The organism is Gilliamella sp. B3172 (assembly GCF_026536465.1).
GTDB lineage: Bacteria > Pseudomonadota > Gammaproteobacteria > Enterobacterales > Orbaceae > Gilliamella.
Window position 1 is genome coordinate 313,634 of sequence record NZ_JAFNOA010000002.1, and the last position, 22,713, is coordinate 336,346.

A 22,713-nucleotide genomic window follows, 5' to 3' on the forward strand; every position below is an offset into this window, starting at 1 on the left:
TTTTACTGCTTAATGTTGATTATTAAAAAAACGACGGCATTTTATCACATTTGAATTTTGTTGAAACAGCGATTTTTGATTTGCTTTCATTTGTTAAGAATTTTCAGTTGATTTGATTGTTATATTGTGCAAGCAAATAACAATCAATCACCAATATAGATGTTTTTAATCAGTCAATCTTGTTTGAGGATAATAACAAGGCCCTCACGTACGTGAGGGCAGGTGGAGTTAGGATAAGATACAAACTGCAATCATCATGCTTTTAGATAAGATTTATTTTAGCCCATTGATAACTTCGTCAATTTGGCGCTCTAAACTTTCTGCACCGCCACCGGATAGGTACCAAAGATCAGGTGTTAAATAAACAACTTGTGTTTTACTATTTTTCAGCACTTTTGAATCGAAAAAGTTCTCTTTCATCGCTGTATTACCAATTGCTTTACTGCGATCGACAACGTAAATAATGTCAGGTTTAACCGATTTTATATAGTTATTATCAATAAATACTGGTTTAGGTTTTTCGCCAATTTGTGTGATTTTGTTACTTTCCACAGGAACAGCACGTTTAACGTTTAACACATCATGAATAAGGGCTGCGCTTGAACTGTTATTAATAAGAATTACTTTTCCGTCATTATGGATAGCAACAATGGCCTTTTTATGGCTATTATGACTGATTGCTTGCGCTTGTTGAAGTTTAACATCCAGCGACTCGATGATCGCTTTACCTTTACTTTCTGTACCGGTGATAGAGGCTAACGCATAGATATGATTTCGGGTTGAATCATAGTAATTTTTGGCATTAACACTTAAATTCAGAACAGGGGCAATTTGTCTTAATTGGGCATCTTTACTGGCTTGTCGACCGTCAATGATAATTAAATCGGGTTTAAGATTTTTTATTGCGTCAATATTGGGTTCTTTCATATTGCCGGTATCAGCAATACCACTATTATTATATTTTTGTAGATAAGAAGGGATCACCGATTGTGGTACAGCGGTAACTATTGAGCCTTTACCTAATGCATCTAAAGTATCAAGAGCACCATAATTCATAACCACCACTTTTTTAGGTGATTTAGGCACTTCAATACTATTATTATCGACTACCACATTCATTTTTGAGGTTGATTGGCAACCTGTAAGACCTAAAATCACAGCAGCTAGCGTGCTTAAAAGTAGTTTTTTATTTCTGTTCATGATAATTTCCTTTCTGCAAATAAAAATGATAACCATTATTATTTAAAAAATTGCTCTTTGTCTACTAATAAATAATTTTTATTAAAGATATTGATAATTATTCTCATTTACTGTAGTGTTACCTGAGGGGAAGTCTAAAATATCATTATAAATAATGGGGTTATAAAAAATGGAGATAAAGCGAAAATTGAAGTTAGCGACTCACGTCATTAACACTAGCCTTTTATTATTGTCAAGTGCTGCTATGGCCGACACCAATTCTGAAACTGAAACTATGGTCGTTACAGCTTCGGGATTTGCTCAACAAGTCAAGGAAGCGCCAGCCACGATATCGGTTATTACACCAGAAGAGATCAGCAACAAACCTTATCGAGATGTAACAGATGCCTTGAAAGATATTCCCGGCGTTACAATTACTGGTGGTGGTGATTCTACCGATATCAGTATTCGTGGTATGGATTCAAAATATACAATGATTCTCGTTGACGGTAAAAAAATCAGTACTCGTGAGACCAGACCAAATAGCGATAATTCGGGTTTTGAGCAAGGTTGGTTGCCGCCGTTAACCGCTATTGATCGCATCGAAGTGGTTCGGGGTCCAATGTCTTCATTATATGGATCTGATGCGATGGGTGGGGTAATTAACATTATCACCAAAAAAGTCTCGGATGAATGGCATGCCGGATTACGTTTTGAGTCTGTTATACCGTATCGTTCAAGCGAAAAAAATACTTATGTAACCAGTTTTTCAACAATGGGACCCATTATTGAAGATATCTTAGGTATTCAACTTTACGGCCAATATTCGAAACGGCATGAAGATAAATTTCTCAATGGCCATGCACAGCAACAGTTACAAAGTTTGAATGGTAAGCTATCGTTAAATGCCAGCGATACCCAAAGGTTTGATTTGGATTTTGGTCGTTCTTTACAAAAAAGTAAAGCCAGTGCCGGAAAAACTCGCCCAACTAATCGAGGCGACTTCCCACGTGATAATCATCGAAGTAGCTTTGCTTTAACACATAACGGCATGTTTGGCGATATCTCGACCACAAGCTTTGTGGCTTATGAAGGCAACAATAATCCTGAAAGAAAAATGAAGATTCGAAATACCGATGCCGATACACGAATAACAATTCCGTTTTCAATTAATATGTTAACTGTTGGTGGAAAGTATAACTATCAAGAGTTGCATGATAAAGGTAACCAATTAAATACTCGATTAACTAAAATTGACCGTTGGAACTACGCTTTATTTGCCGAAGATGAGGTGCGGGTTTTAGATAATTTAAGTTTCACCTTTGGATTACGTTTTAATAAAGATGAGAATTATGGCAGTAACTGGAATCCACGTATTTATAGTGTTTGGAATATTGATGATAACTTCACTTTAAAAGGCGGTTATTCAACAGGATTTGCCGCCCCACAATTGCGTCAAGTTGTTGCTGATTGGGGACAAGTGACTGGCGGTTCCGGTACCGGTAATAAAGGAATGATTATGGGTAACCCGGATTTGAGACCTGAGAAAACCCAAAATTTCGAAATTGGCTTAGGTTATACCAATGATTATGGTGTGGATGCGTCGGCAACAGCGTTCTACACTAAATATAAAGATAAAATTCAATCCTATTATATTTGCCGTGGTGAAGCAGGATCGCGTAAATGTCAAATCAATGGCTATCGAGAAAAATTTGATTTTGTTCAAGGGCGTGAAAACGTTGATAAAGCCGATCTTAAAGGATTGGAATTGACCTTTAAAACACCATTATTTGGCAACTTCTTATTAAGTTCGAACTATTCATGGACGAAGACCGAACAAAAGACCGGTAAAAATAAAGGTAAACCATTAAATCGTACGCCTAAACAAAAGTTCAATACTCAACTTGACTGGAACGTCACAGATCAATGGGATTTATGGGCTAAAATGGCATACTATGGTGTAGAAAGCACCACTAACCGTACCGGTAAGAAGATTGAATACCCGGGATACACTTTCTGGGATATTGGCGCGGCTTATAAAGTGCATAAAAGTACTAAAGTGTTTGCCGGCGTTTATAATCTGTTTGATAAAGATGTCAGCAATCAAGATTATGGTAAAACATTAGAAGGTCGACGCTATTTTGTCGGCGCTGAAATTAACTTCTAAATAGTTTTTCATCAAGTAGTTATCTTTTTTAACTACTTGATGAAATCTCGCCTCAATGACGATTAACAAAGCGTTTAATCAACCTCAATTAGTTATCTTTTCGACAAGCAAAACTTTCTAAATTTGCCCTGATTAAGTTTAAGAGATTGGGATAGCAATGGAATAATTGCTAGCTTGGCAATTTTGACCAATAATCCACTTTTTTTGAAAAAACTTCTGCTCGCTATCTTCGATTTTTTCCCTAAATTTTGCCGGATAATAGTCAAATAAGCCTATTTTTTTGGCTATTAATTCAATAGATAACATGAATAAGCAATTTTATTTTGGAAAATATTTTAGTTAGGCATTAAGGCAATTTTCTTGAAAAATAAAGATAAAGTAATGACAAATCATAAAGATATGAATTTTTATTCTGAAAAAAAATTAATCAAATTAATTTTTATTTTTGTGCTGTTGAAAAACTGATCTGTACATTTGATAGTCAATCACCATTAATAGCACATTGATTGATCGATTAATCCGATCAATAATGTGCTCAGTGTCTATTGATATGATGTTAAAAACTTAATTTAAATCAGTGAGTTTTACTTAACCATTTTGAGTTTAGTTGTTAACCAGTTTAGTAAGCTGAATTGTGAAAAATATCTGAAGGACATAACAACACTATCAGTATTATTTGTTTTAGAAAATTATAATTATAAGGAGAGCAAACTTGAACTGGATGTCACCAATTGTTAAAAGAGGGTTAGGCTTCTTATCTCAATCTTTTGACAATAAATTTAACACAAAAATTCATTGTTTGACTGCATTAATTGTTTTAGGTCATATCAATAGCGCCAATGCCGTTTTATCGATTTCAACGCTCGAAAGAATTCATGGGCATTACCCTGCTATTGCCATTAATGATGAGTTAGTTGATTCATCCGGATTTTCCGATAAATTAACTGTGGTAAGCATGCCAGACGGTAAGTTACGTGATCGCCAAAGCGACATTCTAGATTTTAAAGTCGACCCGTCAACCACTTATAACGATATCAAATGGGTTTTACCCGCTAAGCAAGATTCAAATGAAGATAATAAAATTATCATTGAAGCCAACGGTCAGGAAGTGAAATTATCCGATATTGCAGCAAATTTAGGGGTCGGTATTTTCGATGAAGACGGAGATGTAGGGGTACCACAAGGGGTATTATCTGCTACTTGGTATTACAGCTTTCCGGGTGGAAAAGGAAAAGGTGAGGCTCAATATAAACCGGTGCCTGAAAGTGAGTTAAACAGCAAAATGGAACCTTGCCGTGCGCCTTATAAATTAGTGCTATCAATCAAAAATATTAAAGCCCAAACCGAATATGGCTTGCCGTCAGAATCTGAAATTGACTATGCGGATGTAATACAAGAATATGTCTTTAAATCAAAGGTTAATAAGATTTGTTACGCCCGAACTAACCCAATGATGAATAGCAATAGATGGTCATGGACGCAATATAACGGCGATGAACCATATGGTTATGGCTGGAATAGTCGTAATATAAGTTCAACGCCAGATCCAAAACACGGCGGCGGATATTTAAAATCAGAATGGGATCCAGAATTAGGATTTTTACTGGAAGATAATTACAACAATAGATTTCCTAGAACCATATTTAAAGGTGCAACTTTCCAACTTTGGATGAGTAATGATCAGCAAGATTATTTGTGGTCAACCGATGATGAAAATATATCGATAGATGAACTTGGCATTGTAACTTTTAACGCAAAGCCAAAAAGAGCGGCATTTCAAATTTTTGCCTGGCCAAAAGATGCTAAAGGTCTGGAAGATAGAGTTTTATTTTGGTCAGCATTTGACTTCTGGGCAAAATATGTAAGACAAACCAATGAGTATTCTGAAAATCTGTGTGGTGGCATTCAAAATCAGTTAACCATCGCTGATTGGAATAATACCCCGCAAGCATTAGATCCAGCAACTGATAACAATGTTATGGCGACTAACGTGACCATGACAAGAAAAACGTATGGTGGATTAAATAGCGAATGGGGTCAACTTATAAAAGAATATTATCCTAATTCTGATTTTCCAACTTCAGGATTCGTTAATGGTACAGAGCAACGACATGCATGGGTATCAGATACCAATGAGAATGGCTCTATACATAACGTAGTCACTATGTTAAATGGTGGTGTAAATAAAGTCCAAGGCACACAATGGACAGCCGTTCCTTTTGCTATGGTATACGAAGTGTGTAAAGAGGGTTGGTAACTATAAAATCATTCCTATCTCACCAACGTTATTTCGATAGCGTTGGTGTGACTAAACTGTATTAGATATTATTAATATTTCAATAAGTTAGTTAATTTATCTGCATTTTAAAACAATGAAATGATTAAACAAATAAATGTTCATTTATTCTGTGTATCGAATTAATAGGTAAAAACTATTTAAGTTTTCTTTAATAAAAAAATCTATCGGTTTAACGATTGATTTTATTTGGAAAAAATTAATTAAAATGATATTAATCAATAATATTTATCAAAAATTTATAAATTTCTAAAAAAAGCCGGTCTATTTTTTTTAATCGTCTAAATATCATCCTGTATATTTGATGATCAATCGCCATAATCACCATATTGATTGCTTAAAAAATTAGAACGATAATTCGCAAAATGTCTTAGATATCAAGTTAGATATTTAATGTTAGAGAAGTGATATTTATTTAATCAATTAGTGCAAATAATTACTAGCTTAGCTAATGTAACTATAAAACAAAAATATCCCAAAAGGCATTTAAATTATTATGAAAATAATTTGTTATAAAAAATGGACTTATAAGGAGAGCCAAATTGAGCTGGATATCAATTTTAATTAAGAGAGGTATTAGTTTATTGCTGGTGTTAAAAAACAATAAATTAGTAAATTTGTTTAATTATTTGCCTGTTGTTTTTGTTTTAGTTTATGTCAATTGCGCCAATGCCGTATTTTCGATTTCAACGATCGAAAAAATTCATGGTCATTCCCCGAGTATCTCAATCAATGGTGAGATAGTTGATTCATCGGCTTTCACCGAAAAACTCAGTATTGTAAGTATGCCGAACGGGCAGTTACGAGATAGTCAAAGCAATATTCAAGATTTTAAGATCAGCCCGTCAACCACTTATAACGATATCAAATGGGTTTTGCCAGCTAAGCAAGATTCAAACGAAGATAATAAACTTATCATTGAAGCCAATGGTCAAGAAGTTAAATTATCCGATATTGCAGAAAATTTAGGCATGACGATTTTCGATGAAGACGGTGATGAGGGGATACCGGAGGGGGTATTGTCTGCCACTTGGTATTACAGCCTTCCGGGTGGAAACGGCATGGGTGATAGTCGGTATAAGCAGGTGCCGGAAAATGAATTAAATAACACAATGGAACCTTGCCGTGCGCCTTATAAATTAGTGCTTTCAATCAAAAATATAAAAGCGGCAACCCAATACGGCTTGCCTTTTGAATCGAATATTGATTATGCTGATGTTAAGCAAGAATATATCTTTAAATCATCCATTAATCAAATTTGCTACGCCCGACCTAACCCAATGATGAGTAGCAAAAATTGGTCATGGATTCAATATGACGGTGATATGCCTTATGGTTATGGCTGGAATAGTGATCATATCAGTGCAACGCCAAATACAAAACACGGTGGTGGATATATACAATCTCAGTGGCATCCGGAATTAGGATTTTTCTTAAATAATAATGGTTATAATAATAAATTTCCTAAAACTGCTTTCAAAGGTGCAACATTTCAACTTTGGCTGAGTAACGATCAGCAAGATTATCTGTTTTCAACCGATGATGATAATATATCTGTCAATGAACTTGGTGTAGTCACCTTTAACGCGAAGCCACAAAGAAAAACATTTCAAGTTTTTATTTGGCCAAAAGACAGTAAGGGTATAGAAGATAGAATCGTATTTTGGACGGATCTTAAATTCTGGGCAAAATATGTAAGAGAAACCAATGAGTATTCTGAAGATCTATGTGGTGGCATTCAAAATCAGTTAACTATCGCCGATTGGAATAATACCCCGCAAGCATTAGACCCAACAGCTGACAGTGGGAATCTCGGTCACGGCGTTGCCATGACCAGAAAATTTGACGGGGGATTAAATGGCGAATGGGGGCAAGTGGTAAAAGAATATTATCCTAAATCCGATTTCCTCACTTCAGGATTAGTCAATGGTACATCGCAACGACATGCATGGGTGTCCGATACCACTGATAATGGCAATACGCATCATGTGGTATTTATGTTAAACAGTGGCGTGCATAAAGTTGTAGGTAACAAGTGGACAGCAGTTCCTTTTTCTACGGTACATGAGGTGTGTAAAGAAGTTTGGTAAAAATTAAACCATTCATCGTTCAATAATAATTCATCCCAAACCAACGTTATTTTAATAGCGTTGGTTTTATTTAAATATTTCAGCAACCCCCTTTCAAATCAAAAACCGTTAAGCAATATGATTTTCTGATAGCAACCAAAACATTGCAAAATCATCAATGAAATTAATAAACAGTTTAAATGAGTGGTCTTATCGGCTTAAAACGCTTTCAACCTACATTCTTTTTACTGATTATTAAAGACGTATCTATTTGGCGATATTCGCTAAAAACTCAAAGAAAAAGCGATCTGTTCATATTTTGATGGGTTGTTTTCATTTCTCAAAAATCAGTGCATTGCTTTGTCGATTAACGATAAACAAGTGTCTATCACTTTGTTTTTTAACATGACCCAATCCATTAGGGCGATTTTTGTTGTTATTAAGTCAATGCTATGAACATTTGTATGACATTCTAAAAAGCGTTCATTTTGTTAAAAGATCACAATAACAATAGTGAAATTTTGACTATTGGCATTTTCACCGTGATTTTCATCTGAAAAACAAAATGAATAAATATTTAGATCTTAGTCACAAATTTATTATAAAACCATTTTCGCCAAAACTTTATTCGATATAATTGAACAAAAGATTATTAGGTAAACATTTGTTCGGAGGATTCATGGTTAGTATCGTTTTAGTATCGCATAGTAGAAAAATTACCGATGGTTTAAAGGAGATGATAGAAGAGATGGTTGATTCAACCGGAGATGTAGAAATTCATTCCGCAGGCGGAACTGATGACGGGCGTTTGGGAACCGATGCAGTTGCGATTTACAACATTATTGAACAATCTAAAAATCACAAAAACATCCTAATTTTTGCTGATATTGGCAGTGCGATATTAAGTACTGAAACCGCTATTGACCTAATCGAAGATGAAGAGCTCAAAAGTAAAGTGACTTTAGTCGATGCGCCTTTGGTAGAAGGGGCGTTTGTTGCGTCTATACAAGCCATGGTAGATGACGATGTAGAAGGTATTTTAGCTGAATTACAAAATATTTAAGAAGAGAGCATAGCGATGAAATTTTTTCGTAGTTTTGTTGGTTATTGTATTGCTGGAATGATCGTTATGTCGGTATGGTCTCAATTAGGGACTTACGGGATTTTTGGTGGATTTTTAGCGGCAGTCATCATCATTGGACCTATGTGGTATATGAATCACTACATTAATTTAACCGGCAACGAAGATGATGCCGCCTTTGTTGATATGGGGCTTGCGATTGCCGTATGCGGGATTATGCGAGATACCTTTATTCAAGGTGGAGAGGCGTTTGTATCTTCAATGCCAACAATCATTCTGGTGACTTGCGGCGCAACCTTAGGGGGAATTACCGCAGCCTATATTGAAAAAGACATGGCGAAGAAGAAAGAGTTTACTAATGAAAATCCAAGAGAGCCAGGCTTACGCCGCACTGATTTTGAAAAATTGAAAGAGGCAAAAGAGAAGATTTTGCGCAATAAACAAATCAAAGTTTTTCAAAAGAAGAGATAAGTTACCGAATAAGGAGTAGTGAATCATGTCAATAAAATTAGCGATTGCAACATTAATTGGGGGATTTATTTTTCCTTTCGTCATCCGAATGGCGTGGGGGCGAATGGTTGATAATTGGGGTCCAATTGGTGGTTGGATGGCCGCAGCCTTTATTGTTGGCACAGTTTGGTGCATTAATCATGGTATTGCAACGCCGATGATTACCCAAAGTGGATCAGTTTGGGTCGATCAGGGACTTGCGGCAGGTGTCGGTGTTTGGGTTGCCTCGGCGTTAACAGGTGGAAGCAAACGTAAATCAGTTAAAAATATCGTCGCTGCTGTGAGTGCAGGTATTGTCGGTGGATATGTGTTATCACTTTTCCTGGTAGGTTAAGTGTTAGGTTAAAAGTAAAAAGGTAGAGGTAGTGTAATGAGAAGATTAATTAATGATGGCTATGATGTCGTTGAAGAGATGTTAGAAGGCTACTGTTTAGCGCACAGTGATTATGTCAAGCTTAAAGATGACTGTGATCGGGTTATTGTCAGTAAAAAGATAAGCGCTGAACCAAGAGTCAGAATTATCATCGGCGGCGGATCAGGTCATGAACCGGCTTTTTTAGGTTATGTCGGTAAAGATTTTGCTGATGCAGCAGCAGTGGGCAATGTCAATACTTCACCTTCGCCAGAATATTGCTATGAAGCGGTTAAAGCGGTTGATGCCGGTAAAGGTTGCTTGTTTGTTTACGGCAATTATGCCGGTGATGTAATGAATTTTGATATGGGCGCTGAACTCGCTGCTCAAGACGGTATTCGTGTTGAAACAGTCACCACAACCGATGATATCTATTCTTCTAAAAACATACCCGATCGTCGTGGTGTGGCAGGTAACGTTTTTGTCTTTAAAGTTGCCGGTAGCGCCGCAGCTAAAGGATATGATCTCGACAAAGTTAAAGCATTAACCCAAAAAGCAAATGCCAATACTTATTCAATTGGTGTAGCACTTTCATCATCAACACTCCCAGTAACTGGCGAGCCGATTTTTGAAATGCAAGACGGCGATATGGAAGTTGGTATGGGCATTCATGGTGAGCCGGGTATTGAAAGAACAAAACTTGAAAAAGCCGATTATGTTGTTAGTCAACTCATTGATCATATCTTACAAGATTCCCAACTCAAATCAGGTGATGAAGTCCAATTACTCATTAATGGGCTAGGGGGATTAGCTTTAATGGATCAGTATGTCTGTTATCGTAAAGCTCATCTGCTATTGGCGCAAAAGGGCATTAAAATTTACAACCCATTGGTTGGCAATTATGTCACTTCCATGGATATGGTGGGGATGTCTATATCTGTCATTAAACTCGATGATGAACTTAAACAGTTATTAGATCATCCATGTGACACCCCGTATTTCAAAGTTGCCTATAAATAACCAAGGAGAGTAGAAATGAGCGCGCTGATGCTAACTAAGTCCTATTTTATCGAAACATTTAAAAAACTTGCCGAAATGGCTGAACAAAATCGTGATCATCTCAGTAAATTGGATTCCGATATCGGTGATGGTGATCATGGTATTAATTTAACCATTGGTTTTCGGGAGGTCGAAAAACAGTTACCGACACTGTCTGAAACAACGGCGGATATTGCTGAATTGATGAAAAAGGTCGGCATGATTTTGTTAAGTAAAGTTGGCGGTGCATCAGGGCCTTTATACGGCAGTTTCTTTATGAAAATGGCGACTCATACCGTTGGAAAACAAGAGGTCACCTTTAAAGAATTTTGTCAAATGTATCAAGACGGCGTTGAAGCGGTGCAGTTTCGAGGCAAAGCCGAAGTAGGTGATAAAACCATGGTCGATGCCCTGATCCCCGGGTTAGATGTATTAAAAAATTATCAGGAAAGGGACGATCCGGTAAAGACACTACAAACCTGCGTAGATGAAATGAAAAAAGGGTCAGATAATACCATTGCATTGATAGCTAAAAAAGGGCGTTCAATGCGACTAGGTGAAAGGGCGATCGGTCATCGTGATGCCGGTTCTGAATCATCGTGGATGATCATAAATCAATTTTTGGAGCAATTAAAACTAGAAAATCAACAAAATGCCTAAGCAATGTATTAATCATCATTCGATTTTTGGATGATGAAATGTGAGTAAAAAGTCATAAAAAGAGGTAGTAATTATGGATAAGGTTTTTGTTAGTCCTAACAGATATGTACAGGGTAAAGATTTACTTACACGAGCAGATGTGTATATTAAACCTTTTGGAACGCATTTTTTAATTCTTGCCGATCAAAACATCTGGAATATAGCGGCAAATCAACTGGCAGATTCATTAACCAACTCAGGATTAGACATTACCAAAGCTGTGTTTAATGGTGAGTGCTCTATGGTTGAAATCAATCGACTGCTCGATGAGTATAAAGATAAAAAATTTGATGCCATTATTGGTGTCGGTGGCGGTAAAACGTTAGATACTGCAAAAGCCTTAGCCGCAAAATATAACATTCCAAAAGTGTGCGTACCAACCACCGCCTCGACCGATGCGCCAACGGCTAAAGTGTCAGTGGTCTATACCGAAGACGGCGTGTTTGATTTTCTATGGCACCATTATAAAAATCCGGATTTGGTATTGGTTGATACTCGTGTGATTGCTAATGCGCCAGTTCGCTCATTAAAATCGGGGATTGCTGACGGTTTAGCCACATGGGTTGAAGCACGAACTTCAATTCGTAGCTGTCATAAAACTGATGCTGGCGGCATTGCAACCATAGCCGGTGAAGCTATTGCCAGAGAGTGTGAAAAAACCATCTTTGAATATGCGCTTTTAGCGGTAGAAGCGAATGAAAAGAAATTGGTTACCCCAGCTCTAGAAGCCGTGGTTGAAGCCAATACGTTATTAAGTGGCCTTGGCTTTGAAAATGGTGGATTAGGCGCCGCTCATGCAATTCATAACGGCTTTACTGCGGTACCGGGTGATGTGCATCATTTAACCCACGGTGAAAAAGTGGCGTATGGCACAATAGCTCAATTGGTTTTAGAAGGGCGACCGATTGCTGAATTGGAGCGTTATATCGACCTCTATCTTAAACTCGGTTTACCAATTACGCTCGAGGAAGTTCATTTAGATAAAATTACCGATGAAGAGTTTGAACTTATCGGTAAAAAAGCGGTAGATCCGGTTGAAACTATTCATAGCATGCCTTTTGAGGTGACGGCTGATGATGTGATTCAAGCGATCAAAGCAACAGATTATCACGTTAAAAATTACAAAAAACGGTTAGGTCTTAACTAGTCATTCATTTCGCACTTCATACCGGTATTGTTACTTGTATGAAGTGTTTTTTTAATTTTTAAACGTCATTTTTAATAACGCTAAGTATTGATCTAATCACATAAGTTATTAAGCAATAGATACCAAACTGAATAGTCTGTTTTCGCTTATGTATAAGCTTGTTGTTTCTGATTAAAATTGAGCGTTGCCATTTACCGCCTAACTATTTTTAATTACAGGATGAATCATGAAAAAAATCTATATTGGCACTAGCTGGAAAATGAATAAAACATTAGCTGATGCGCTATTGTATTGTGAACAGTTAAGAACCTTCTATCCGGAAAATTTAAAAAAACAAATCCAACCTTTTGTTATTCCGCCTTTTACCTGCGTTCGTGAAGTATCTGACTATATACAGCGCCATAATCTGAACTGTTTAACCGGCGTACAAAATATGCATTTTGAAGATTCAGGCGCTTTTACCGGTGAAATTTCGCCGATTATGGCAAAAGATACCGGCGCTAAACTGGTGGAAATGGGGCATTCAGAGCGACGGGAATTTTTTGGCGAAACCGATATGACTGTCAATAAAAAGGTACATGCGGCATTAAAGCACCAGCTAACCCCTTTAGTATGCATTGGTGATAGTGCTCAAGAAAAAGCGTGGGGCGTGTCGCATGAAGCCGTGGTTAAACAGATGAAAATTGCCCTGTATGGCGTCGATAAAACGCAAGTTGAACAAGTTATCATTGCCTATGAGCCTATTTGGGCAATTGGTGAACATGGCGTTCCGGCTACACCGGAAGAAGCAGAATCTATTCATCATCGACTTAGACTTGCACTAACTGAAATGTATGGCACCGAGATAGCGAATAAAATAATTTTATTGTATGGAGGCAGCGTAAACCTTGAAAATTCAACCTTATTGATTGCGCAACCGAACATCGATGGCTTATTTATTGGACGCAGTGCATGGCAAGCTAAAGGTTTTTGTAATATATTATCCGCTATTAATCAGCAAAGCTAAGATAAAACACAAGGCGCACCAATGGATATATTCAATGATAAACAAGAGTCAGAACTACTTACCGAAATCGCAGTTGCCTACTATGAGTATGAACAGACTCAAGAGGAGATTGCAAAGCGATTTGGTATATCACGGATTAAAGTTGGTCGTTTATTAAAAAAAGCGAGAGCTGAAGGGATTGTTGAAATCAATGTTAAATATCATCCTGTCTTTAGCTCACGGATAGAACAGCAATTTGTTAATAATTTTGGTATCAAACGGGCACTGATTGCTTTAGATCATCAAGATGAAGATGAACAACGCCGGCAAGTTGCTGCGCTAGTTTCTAATTACCTATCAAGCACCTTAAAAAATGGCATGACCGTTGCCGTGGGACAGGGCCGCAATGTGGCTGCCATTGCCAGCCATATTGGCGTATTTCCCGAAAAACAGTGTAAATTTATTTGTGGAATTGGCGGTACACAACGAGTTGGCGAAATTATCGATGCTGACCATATTAGTCGAAGCCTTGCCAGAAAATTTAACGCCACCAGCGAAACATTATATGCGCCAGCTTATGTTGAAAACCGTGAGTTAAAACGTGCATTTATGCAAAATCGAGTGATCAAAGATACCTTAGAAAGAGCCTCTAAAGCCGATATTGCTTTGGTTGGTCTGGGTGATATGAACGAAAATTGTTATATGGTTCAACTCGGTTGGTTTACCCCACAAGAGATCACCTACGCCACGTTAAATCAAGGGGTGATTGGTGATATTGCCGGTTATGGCTTTTTCGATATTCAAGGTAATCCGGTCGATACAGTGATGAATGATCGCGTTATTGGCTTAAGTATCGAAGAGCTACGCAATATACCGTGTGTGATTGCTATCGCCTCAGAAAATACCAAAGCCACCGCCATTCTAGGGGCGCTTCGCTCCGGTGTTATCGATATTATTGCAACCAGCGCATCAAATGCCAGAATGGTTTTAAGCCTGCAACAAAATACCAATAAATAAGAAAGTGAATAAGAAATCGATAGTTTTTTTACTAAAACATAGGTATTTTCTGAAAGTTCTTGGCAAGCGTTTTAACTTCTGCTGATGACTAGTTCCTAGTCGTTATTCTTTGGATGATTTGACAAAGCTTAGCTTTATAGATTTTTCTAAGCCGACAAAGCCTTTGATCTGTTTCTAAATCGATATTTATGTTTTTTACTTAAACATGGGTATTTTCTGAAAGTTCTTGGCAAGGGTTTTTAACTTTTGCTGATGACTAGTTCCTAGTCGTTATTCTGTGGATGATTTGACAAAGCTTTGCTTTGTAGATTTCTATAAGCCGACAAAGCCTTTGATCTCTTTCTAAATCGATATTTATGTTTTTTACTAAAACACAGGTATTTTCTGAAAGTTTTTGACAAGGGTTTTTAACTTCTGCTGATGACTAGCCTTAGTCGTTAATCTTTGGATGATTTGATAAAGCTTAGCTTTGTAAGGTTTTTTAGCAGTTATATCCTTTGATTTCTGTCTAAAATCAATGTTAGTAGTTTTATACTAAAACATAGGTATTTTCTGAAAGTTCTTGACAAGGTTTTTTTAACTTTTGCTGATGACTAGCCCTTAGTTGTTAATCTTTGGATGATTTGATAAAGCTTAGCTTTATAGATTTTTCTAAGCCGACAAAGCCTTTGATCTGTTTCTAAATCGATATTTATGTTTTTTACTTAAACATAGGTGTTTTCTGAAAGTTCTTGACAAGGGTTTTTTAACTTTTGCTGATGACTAGCCCATAGTTGTTAATCTTTGGATGATTTGATAAAACTTTTCTTTGCAAGTTTTCATAATCCGATATAGCCTTTGATCTCTTTCTAAAATCAATGTTAATAGTTTTATACTAAAACGTAGGTATTTTCTGAAAGTTCTTGACAAGATAATTTATCTTTTATTGAGAGATGAGCGTATTGAAATAGCATAAATATGTTTGAAAATTTATGCCCCAGTTAGGATTGGCTACCGGGGCATGGTTGGTATACTATTGCTGGTTTGGATAATTGTTATCAAACATAACTTAATTTGATAAATCAAAATCAGCAATTTTATTGGCTACAGTAAGCGCTTGATAATTCTATCAACCCGAATACGACTAAGTCTTTTAATCAGCTTGTGTACCTGCTTAGGGTAAAATTGGCTAGCTTGAATTTGTTGGAAATGCGTAACCAATGTGGTTTTTTCACGAATAGTATCAAGTTCTTGTTGTAGTTGATGTTTTAGCTGGTGTTTTGGATCGTGAATTAAAATGCCGTTTTCAAGATCTAAACGCCAAGCTCTAGGATTAAGGTTATTACCGGTTACCAGCATCCAGTCATTATCGACCCAAACCCCTTTTAAGTGATAGGTTTGATCTTGATCTTTCCATAAACGAATAATCAATTGCTCTTTATCAACATACGATTGCAGACGTTCGATAAAGCGTCTTAAATTAATTTCATATAAATAAGGAAGCCCGCCGGAAATGTTAAATGGTTGATCTTCCGGTATATAAAAGTCATTTGCTACTTTATCACCAATAATAATCTCAACTTTTCGACCTTTACGTAGTAAACGAATAATGTCGCGTACTAAAATATTCGGTAGATTAAAGTACGGGGTGCAAAATATAATTTTCTTCTGAGTAATATTAACCAGATGATGAATAATTTTATTTAACGCATTATTGCGTCCCAACCCTGCAATAGGCGCAACTGATAATGATTTGTTGTCAGCATTGCCGGAATATTGATAATTGGCTCCGGAAAGGTGCTGGCGTAACGATTTAATTGCCGATTTCAGTTGCTTACGGGTTTTATGATTTTCAATATCTAATCGTTGCAAACCTTCAAACGGTAAAAAGTTGTCATCAATGTACTTGATCATACTATCGGCTAACGCTTTATTGGTAATAAAGTGATATCGATCATAACGGTATTTATCGAGCTTATGTAGATAGACATTATTAATACTGGCACCGCTATAAATGACCGTGTCGTCAATGATTGATCCTTTTAGATGTAAAACACCGAGCACTTCCCGTCGATTAATTGGCACGCCATAGACCGGAATATCAATATCTGGATGTTGCTTTTTCATCTGATAATAGTAGCGTGCATTGGTGTTTGATTTATCTTCGCCAAATCGACCACGCTGCGCCCGATGCCAATCGACAAAGACTTTGATATCCAGACTAGGGTTGAGTTTTTTAGCTTGATAAAGGGCGGCAAGGATCTCTTTACCTGCTTCATCTTGTTCAAGATAAAGTGCCACAATATAGATTCGATATTGGGCTTTTTGAATATGTTCAAGTAACGCAGACCGATAACTTTGTGGATCATATAATATCTGATATTGTTCAGCATTTTGAGAAAGTTTGGCTAATTCATCAAGATGCTTTCGATGATTATATCTTATAAATGGTATTCGCATGATTCATATATCATTATAACTGGTATAGATTGTAGAATAACACAATTTACATCAGAAAATAACACTCCTTTTTATGTGGGATAAGGTTTAAATCACTAATCATTATTGTTTATTGATAAACAGATCATTTAAGATTGTTCATCAACCCATGTTTGAATAATTTTATAAGTTAACGCAAGTACTACTGGACCAATAAACAGTCCCATAATACCAAAACCAAGTAGACCACCAATCACACCAAATAAAATCAGTAAGAAAGGCAGATCAGCCCCTTTTTTAATTAGATAAGCTCGCATCACACTATCAAGGGTGGTTAAAATGATAGCCACCACAATAAGCACGATAGCGTAAACGGTGTGTCCATCCCAAAATTGCCAAATAATACAGCCTAGCATGACAACGACAGGTCCAATTTGAGCCACACAACAGATAAATAAAATTAAGGTTAAAATACCCGGTAATGGCATTTTAGTTACAATAAAGCTTAAGCCACCAATTAACGCCAGCGTGATAGCGGTGACCACAACGCCCAAGGCTACTGCTCGAATGGATTGACCCGCTAAGGTGACCGTTGTTTTTCCGTATTGTTTAGATAAACGATTGGCAAACAGGTAGACATATTTTGTGGTACTTTCGCCTTTAAGGTAAAGTAAAAGGCTAAAAATAATCATCACCCCGGCATGAAAAATAAAGACGCTAATATTGGTTGCTTGTTCTAACAGCCAACCAATGACGGTGCCAATGTAGGGTTGAATATCTGAGATTAATTCTGAGCCGTCGGTCTTTCTAAGCTCTAACCATTTTTGATGCAATTCAGTACCAAACGTCGGTATGTTTTCTAACCAGTCAAATGTGGGTAACTCTTTGTAGGGTAACGTTCTTGCCCATTCAATCATATGATGCCCGTTTTGAGCAATGCTACTAATGATTAAAATAAACGGAATGACGCAAACAAATGCTAATATCAATGCCATAACTAAAATTGACAGCCAACGTTTGTTAAACAATTTTTGTTGTATTTTTATCATTAATGGCCAAGTTGCAATGACAACCATTACCGCCCAAAAGAAACCAAATAAGAAAGGCTCAATGACCCGATAAGTCACAATAATTAATAATCCAATTAGCAGTAAGTTAAGAATTAACTTTAATAGATCATAAGTATTTTTTTCAGCTGGCATTTTTGTACCATGTTATTTGAGTAAGATAGTGTTATTATACGCTTTATGCTTTAAAAAGCATATGATAAGGTGTTAATGGTCAATACATTCAATTTTTTGTTGGAGGCATAATATGAAAAAATTAATGTTATTAATGTTAATGGGTGTTGCATTATCTGCTTGTGCAAAATCACCAAACGTCCCCCAAGCAGTACAAAATATCAATGAAATTGCGCCTTATCCAGAGGCTAAAACGGGCTATACTCGTTATGTTATTCGTTTACCAAGCCTTGCTGATGAAAACAGTGCACAAGTTGAAGTTATGATCGGCAAAGAGATGAGTGTCGATTGTAATTCACGCAGTTTAACCGGCACGGTTAAGCAAGAAGAGCTCAAAGGCTGGGGTTATTCTTATTATGTTGTTGATAAAGTCAATGACGGCATTTCAACTTTAATGGCTTGCCCGCAAAGCGCTAACCATAATCAATTTGTCACTATGTATCACAATATTGGTTTGTTAGGTTATAACAGCCGTTTACCAATTGTTTTTTATGTTCCAAGTGATCTCACTGTCAAATACCGTGTTTGGCAGCCAACTAGCAAACCTTTGCAGGCTTCCGCTGAATAATTACGTTAAATTATTTGTTAAGAGACTGCTAAAATTGGGCTGATCGGTTAAAATGTAATCATTCAGCCCAGATTCTCAAGATATTTGATATTTTATGTAGACATCTGGCAAAAAAAAGGTATTTTATCCCTCGTAATGCAAGGTTAGCTCTACTTGTTCATTATTATTAATGACTTGTGATTACCTGATTACCTCGGTTTCGCCATACGATTTAGAAATAGGTTATGGTAAAATTTGGGGGTTCGTTGTCAGTTAACAACGGGCTTGTGTCTAACATGTAATATCCCTAACTAGAGGAGAAGTGGTGAGCATGTTTACTCAACGTAAAACAATTCTTTCAATCATCGCTGGTGTTTCACTAGCATTATCTCAATCTGCTATCGCTAAAGATCGTGTCGTGCATTTTTATAACTGGGCGGGTCAAATTGGTAATCAAACTATTGCTGATTTTGAAAAATCCACCGGTATTAAACTTGTTTATGATGTGTATGATTCCAATGAAGCGCTTGAAGGCAAGCTTATGGCTGGTCATTCTGGGTTTGATGTGGTCTCTCCGTCAGATAGTTTTTTAGCAAGACAAATCAAATCTGGTATCTATTTACCATTAGATAAAAGTAAATTACCGAATTGGAAAAATCTTGATCCAAATCTAATGAAATTAATGGCAAATCACGATCCGGATAACACTTATGCTATTCCGTATGTATGGATGACAACCGGTATTGGTTATAATATTGATAAAGTTAAAGAGCGTTTAGGTGATAATGCACCGGTCGACAGCTGGGACTTAGTCTTTAAACCTGAAAATATGGAAAAACTTAAAGATTGTGGTGTGGCATTTTTAGATGCGCCGACCGAAATCTTTGCCAGTGCGTTGCAATATTTAGGTAAAGACCCAAATAGTACCGATGCGAAAGATTATACAGGTGCCGCTTACGAGTTGTTAGAGAAAGTTAGACCTAATATTCGTTATTTCCACTCTTCACAATATATTACCGATCTTGCAAATGGTGATATCTGTGTCATTTTAGGTTGGTCTGGCGATATTTTACAATCACGTGATAGAGCTAACGAAGCTAAAAACGGTGTGCATATTGGTTATCAAATTCCTAAAGAAGGGGCATTAGTCTTTTTTGATACCTTTGCCATTCCAAAAGATGCCGCTAACGTAGAAGAAGCTCACGAGTTCTTAAACTTTGTTATGAAACCTGAAATTGCTGCACAAGTCACTAACGATGTTAATTTTGCTAGTGCAAACAAGGTAGCAAATGATCAGTTTGTTAAACCGGAAGTGAAAAACGATCCTGCTGTTTATCCGAAACCGGAAGTTATGGAAAAACTATTTACTTTAACAGTTAAAGAACCTAAGCTTGAACGTGTGATCACACGTACGTGGACAAAACTCAAAACTGGTAGATAAACGTCAATTGAAAAATTGCGTTATTTACACGATATATTCTAGACGGAGAGATTGTTGAGTCTTTCCGTCTCGTTTTTTTTGGCTTGTTGTTAAGAGGAAAAAAGAGTGAACGATAAAACAACAAATCAGGTACAGCCTAAAAAAAAGATGATAACTCCATTATTGGAGATCAAAAATTTAACCAAAGTTTTTAATGATGATTATTATGCGGTTGATGATGTGAATCTAACCATTTATAAAGGTGAGATTTTCGCATTATTGGGTGCATCGGGTAGTGGTAAGTCTACGTTATTACGTATGCTTGCTGGTTTTGAGCAGCCAACTTCGGGACAAATTATTCTTGATGGTAAAGATTTATCACAAGTGCCACCTTATAACCGACCAATTAATATGATGTTTCAATCGTATGCTCTATTTCCTCACATGACGGTTGAGCAAAATATTGCTTTTGGTTTAAAGCAAGACAAGTTAGATCCGAAAGAGATCAAACATCGTGTTGAAGAGATGCTCGCGCTAGTTCATATGGAACAGTTTGGCCGACGCAAGCCACACCAATTATCCGGCGGTCAACGCCAACGTGTTGCCTTAGCACGTAGTTTAGCTAAACGGCCGAAACTCCTATTATTAGATGAGCCAATGGGAGCGCTGGATAAACAGCTACGTGATCGTATGCAACTGGAAGTGGTCAGCATTTTAGAGCAAGTGGGTGCCACTTGCGTTATGGTGACCCATGATCAGGAAGAAGCCATGACAATGGCAGGGCGAATTGCGATTATGAACAAAGGACAATTTGTCCAAATTGGTGAACCAGAAGAGATTTATGAGCATCCAAATTGCCGTTATAGTGCTGAATTTATCGGCTCAGTTAATGTTTTTGACGGTATTTTGCAAGAAACCTTAGAAGACGGATTAATTATCAATTGTCCGATGATCAAGCATCCAATCAAAGTTGATTATGATTCGCCAGCCGTTGAAGGTGTGCCAATTCAAGTTGCCTTACGTCCGGAAAAAATTAAATTATGTGATGAAATACCAGAAGAAGGGTATAACGTTGCGACCGGTGAAGTGGTGGAAATTGCTTATCTTGGTGATTTGTCGATTTATCACGTTAAACTGGGCAGCGGACAAATTATCATTGCACAGTTACAAAATGAGCATCGCTATCGTAAAGGCATGCCAACTTGGGGGGATGTGATCAACCTAAGTTGGGAAGTTGATAGTTGTGTTGTGCTTACCGAATAGACAAAAGAGGATAAAGTAATGCGATCCATTTTATTGGGTTTGTTGTTAAATGCATTTGTCTTGCTTAATGTTTATTGGCGTTTTCAAACAACTGATGCATTTGATAACTTATTTTTAGATGCGCTCTTTACGGCAATGACATTAAGCTTCTTATTGTCATGCTTAGGATTATATTTAGCAAATTACAAACCATCAAAATTTGCTTATCGCTTAATTATTGCCGGAAGCATATTGTTCATTCCTGCTGGGTTAGTTGCCATTTATTTTGCTTATAAAAAAATGCGCCAACAGCGGGACGAATCTGATTTGATGACACTTTATGGTCGGTTAACTGTCATTGCTATTCCATATTTATGGATGTTATTGCTGTTTTTACTGCCATTTTTAATTGTGTTTAGAATCAGTTTTTCCGAGATAGCTTCGGCTGTTCCGCCTTATACTGATCTGTTTAGCTATGATGACGGACTGCTCAATATTGTTTTGAACTTCGGTAATTATGTCAATTTAATCACGGATACTATCTATCTTGATTCTTATTTGCAATCACTAAAAATTGCGGCGATTTCAACAATATTATGTATTTTAATTGGCTATCCATTAGCGTGGGCAATTTCACAATGTAAACCGTCAACCCGTAACATTTTGTTACTTTTGATTATATTGCCTTCCTGGACTTCGTTTTTGATTCGGGTTTACGCATGGATTGGTATCTTAAATCCAAATGGCTTACTTAATCATTTTTTAATGTGGTTAGGCGTGATTGATCAGCCGCTGATCATTATGAAAACTTATTTCGCCGTTTATATCGGTATTGTCTATTCTTATTTGCCGTTTGTGATTCTGCCAATCTATACATCACTAAGTAAAGTAGATACGACCTTAATTGAAGCAGCGTTAGATTTAGGTTGTAAACCGATTAAGACCTTTTTCAAAATTATTGTGCCATTAACTAAAAATGGCGTTATTGCAGGGGGAATGTTGGTCTTTATTCCGGCAGTGGGTGAATATGTCATTCCGGAACTATTAGGACCTTCAGAAGGTATTATGATTGGTACCCAGCTTTGGACTGAATTCTTCAATAACCATGATTGGCCAGCGGCATCGGCAGTTGCCAGTGTGATGCTTCTGATATTAATTGTGCCAATATATTATTTCAACAAATTTCAGAACAGCCAAACGGGGGGTAAATAAATGAATAATTCATCATTTATTCTACGATCTGCTTTGATCGTCTTTATCTCTTCGCTACTTGGTGTGATGATTTTAACGCTGTTGATATCATCA

General features: G+C 36.9%; 17 protein-coding genes and 1 pseudogene. 15 read left to right on the forward strand and 3 right to left on the reverse strand.

The window, feature by feature from the left end:
• Positions 1-273 precede the first annotated feature (273 nt).
• Positions 274-1,200, reverse strand: a complete 927-nt coding sequence (locus J3U37_RS04125; RefSeq protein WP_267373438.1) for a siderophore ABC transporter substrate-binding protein — start codon at positions 1,198-1,200, stop codon at positions 274-276.
• A gap of 169 nt (positions 1,201-1,369) precedes the next feature.
• Here J3U37_RS04125 and J3U37_RS04130 point away from each other — a divergent pair, with 169 nt between their 5' ends.
• The 11 genes from J3U37_RS04130 to J3U37_RS04180 all read left to right on the forward strand — a co-directional run bounded on the left by J3U37_RS04130 (position 1,370) and on the right by J3U37_RS04180 (position 14,540).
• Positions 1,370-3,346: a TonB-dependent receptor domain-containing protein gene (locus tag J3U37_RS04130; protein ID WP_267373439.1), complete on the forward strand. Its 1,977-nt coding sequence runs from the start codon at positions 1,370-1,372 to the stop codon at positions 3,344-3,346.
• 721 nt (positions 3,347-4,067) lie between these two features.
• Positions 4,068-5,603 (forward strand): hypothetical protein, encoded by a 1,536-nt coding sequence (locus J3U37_RS04135; RefSeq protein ID WP_324170087.1) that lies wholly within the window; start codon positions 4,068-4,070, stop codon positions 5,601-5,603.
• A gap of 581 nt (positions 5,604-6,184) precedes the next feature.
• Positions 6,185-7,732, forward strand: a complete 1,548-nt coding sequence (locus J3U37_RS04140; protein WP_267373441.1) for a hypothetical protein — start codon at positions 6,185-6,187, stop codon at positions 7,730-7,732.
• A gap of 658 nt (positions 7,733-8,390) precedes the next feature.
• Entirely contained in the window at positions 8,391-8,774 is a 384-nt protein-coding gene (gene dhaM, locus J3U37_RS04145) for a dihydroxyacetone kinase phosphoryl donor subunit DhaM (protein ID WP_220219381.1), read from the forward strand.
• Positions 8,775-8,789: 15 nt separating this feature from the next.
• Positions 8,790-9,263, forward strand: coding sequence for a Lin0368 family putative glycerol transporter subunit (locus tag J3U37_RS04150; protein ID WP_220219382.1), 474 nt, complete (start codon positions 8,790-8,792; stop codon positions 9,261-9,263).
• Positions 9,264-9,288: 25 nt separating this feature from the next.
• On the forward strand, positions 9,289-9,636 hold the full coding sequence (locus J3U37_RS04155) for a Lin0368 family putative glycerol transporter subunit (protein ID WP_220219383.1): 348 nt from the start codon (positions 9,289-9,291) through the stop codon (positions 9,634-9,636).
• Positions 9,637-9,672: 36 nt separating this feature from the next.
• Positions 9,673-10,674 (forward strand): dihydroxyacetone kinase subunit DhaK, encoded by a 1,002-nt coding sequence (locus J3U37_RS04160; protein ID WP_220219384.1) that lies wholly within the window; start codon positions 9,673-9,675, stop codon positions 10,672-10,674.
• Between the two features lie 15 nt (positions 10,675-10,689).
• Positions 10,690-11,352 carry a dihydroxyacetone kinase subunit DhaL gene (dhaL, locus tag J3U37_RS04165; protein WP_267373442.1) on the forward strand — a complete coding sequence of 221 codons (663 nt, stop codon included), beginning with the start codon at positions 10,690-10,692 and terminating at the stop codon, positions 11,350-11,352.
• A 70-nt stretch (positions 11,353-11,422) separates the two neighbouring features.
• Entirely contained in the window at positions 11,423-12,538 is a 1,116-nt protein-coding gene (locus tag J3U37_RS04170; RefSeq protein WP_366915701.1) for a glycerol dehydrogenase, read from the forward strand.
• Between the two features lie 226 nt (positions 12,539-12,764).
• Complete coding sequence (locus tag J3U37_RS04175; RefSeq protein WP_267373444.1) at positions 12,765-13,544, forward strand: triose-phosphate isomerase; 780 nt, start codon at positions 12,765-12,767, stop codon at positions 13,542-13,544.
• A 21-nt stretch (positions 13,545-13,565) separates the two neighbouring features.
• A complete protein-coding gene (locus J3U37_RS04180; RefSeq protein ID WP_220219388.1) occupies positions 13,566-14,540 on the forward strand; it encodes a sugar-binding transcriptional regulator in 975 nt (324 codons plus the stop codon).
• Positions 14,541-15,623: 1,083 nt separating this feature from the next.
• On the opposite strand, the gene pssA is transcribed toward J3U37_RS04180, so the two are convergent.
• Together pssA and ydiK are read right to left on the reverse strand one after the other, a co-directional pair.
• The gene (gene pssA / locus J3U37_RS04185) at positions 15,624-16,979 is read right to left on the reverse strand and encodes a CDP-diacylglycerol--serine O-phosphatidyltransferase (RefSeq protein ID WP_267373445.1); all 1,356 of its coding nucleotides are present in this window, start codon (positions 16,977-16,979) and stop codon (positions 15,624-15,626) included.
• Between the two features lie 128 nt (positions 16,980-17,107).
• Entirely contained in the window at positions 17,108-18,160 is a 1,053-nt protein-coding gene (gene ydiK, locus J3U37_RS04190) for an AI-2E family transporter YdiK (protein WP_220219390.1), read from the reverse strand.
• Between the two features lie 112 nt (positions 18,161-18,272).
• On the opposite strand from ydiK, the gene eco reads away from it, so the two are divergent.
• From eco to J3U37_RS04210, 4 genes and pseudogenes are all read left to right on the forward strand, one after another.
• On the forward strand, positions 18,273-18,767 hold the full coding sequence (eco, locus tag J3U37_RS04195) for a serine protease inhibitor ecotin (protein ID WP_220219391.1): 495 nt from the start codon (positions 18,273-18,275) through the stop codon (positions 18,765-18,767).
• A gap of 310 nt (positions 18,768-19,077) precedes the next feature.
• A complete protein-coding gene (locus J3U37_RS04200; RefSeq protein ID WP_220219392.1) occupies positions 19,078-20,187 on the forward strand; it encodes an extracellular solute-binding protein in 1,110 nt (369 codons plus the stop codon).
• Positions 20,188-20,292: 105 nt separating this feature from the next.
• On the forward strand, positions 20,293-21,429 hold the full coding sequence (gene potG / locus J3U37_RS04205) for a putrescine ABC transporter ATP-binding subunit PotG (RefSeq protein WP_220219393.1): 1,137 nt from the start codon (positions 20,293-20,295) through the stop codon (positions 21,427-21,429).
• A 318-nt stretch (positions 21,430-21,747) separates the two neighbouring features.
• A pseudogene (locus tag J3U37_RS04210) lies at positions 21,748-22,620 on the forward strand (ABC transporter permease subunit); the annotation flags it as partial.
• Positions 22,621-22,713 lie beyond the last annotated feature (93 nt).

Excerpts from the sequence above, each read along its gene's own strand:
- J3U37_RS04125 (WP_267373438.1), bottom strand. The coding sequence starts at position 1,200 with ATGAACAGAAATAAAAAACTACTTTTAAGCACGCTAGCTGCTGTGATT.
- J3U37_RS04130 (WP_267373439.1), top strand. The coding sequence starts at position 1,370 with ATGGAGATAAAGCGAAAATTGAAGTTAGCGACTCACGTCATTAACACT.
- J3U37_RS04135 (WP_324170087.1), top strand. The coding sequence starts at position 4,068 with ATGTCACCAATTGTTAAAAGAGGGTTAGGCTTCTTATCTCAATCTTTT.
- dhaM (WP_220219381.1), top strand. The coding sequence starts at position 8,391 with ATGGTTAGTATCGTTTTAGTATCGCATAGTAGAAAAATTACCGATGGT.
- J3U37_RS04150 (WP_220219382.1), top strand. The coding sequence starts at position 8,790 with ATGAAATTTTTTCGTAGTTTTGTTGGTTATTGTATTGCTGGAATGATC.
- J3U37_RS04155 (WP_220219383.1), top strand. The coding sequence starts at position 9,289 with ATGTCAATAAAATTAGCGATTGCAACATTAATTGGGGGATTTATTTTT.
- J3U37_RS04160 (WP_220219384.1), top strand. The coding sequence starts at position 9,673 with ATGAGAAGATTAATTAATGATGGCTATGATGTCGTTGAAGAGATGTTA.
- dhaL (WP_267373442.1), top strand. The coding sequence starts at position 10,690 with ATGAGCGCGCTGATGCTAACTAAGTCCTATTTTATCGAAACATTTAAA.
- J3U37_RS04175 (WP_267373444.1), top strand. The coding sequence starts at position 12,765 with ATGAAAAAAATCTATATTGGCACTAGCTGGAAAATGAATAAAACATTA.
- J3U37_RS04180 (WP_220219388.1), top strand. The coding sequence starts at position 13,566 with ATGGATATATTCAATGATAAACAAGAGTCAGAACTACTTACCGAAATC.
- pssA (WP_267373445.1), bottom strand. The coding sequence starts at position 16,979 with ATGCGAATACCATTTATAAGATATAATCATCGAAAGCATCTTGATGAA.
- ydiK (WP_220219390.1), bottom strand. The coding sequence starts at position 18,160 with ATGCCAGCTGAAAAAAATACTTATGATCTATTAAAGTTAATTCTTAAC.
- eco (WP_220219391.1), top strand. The coding sequence starts at position 18,273 with ATGAAAAAATTAATGTTATTAATGTTAATGGGTGTTGCATTATCTGCT.
- J3U37_RS04200 (WP_220219392.1), top strand. The coding sequence starts at position 19,078 with ATGTTTACTCAACGTAAAACAATTCTTTCAATCATCGCTGGTGTTTCA.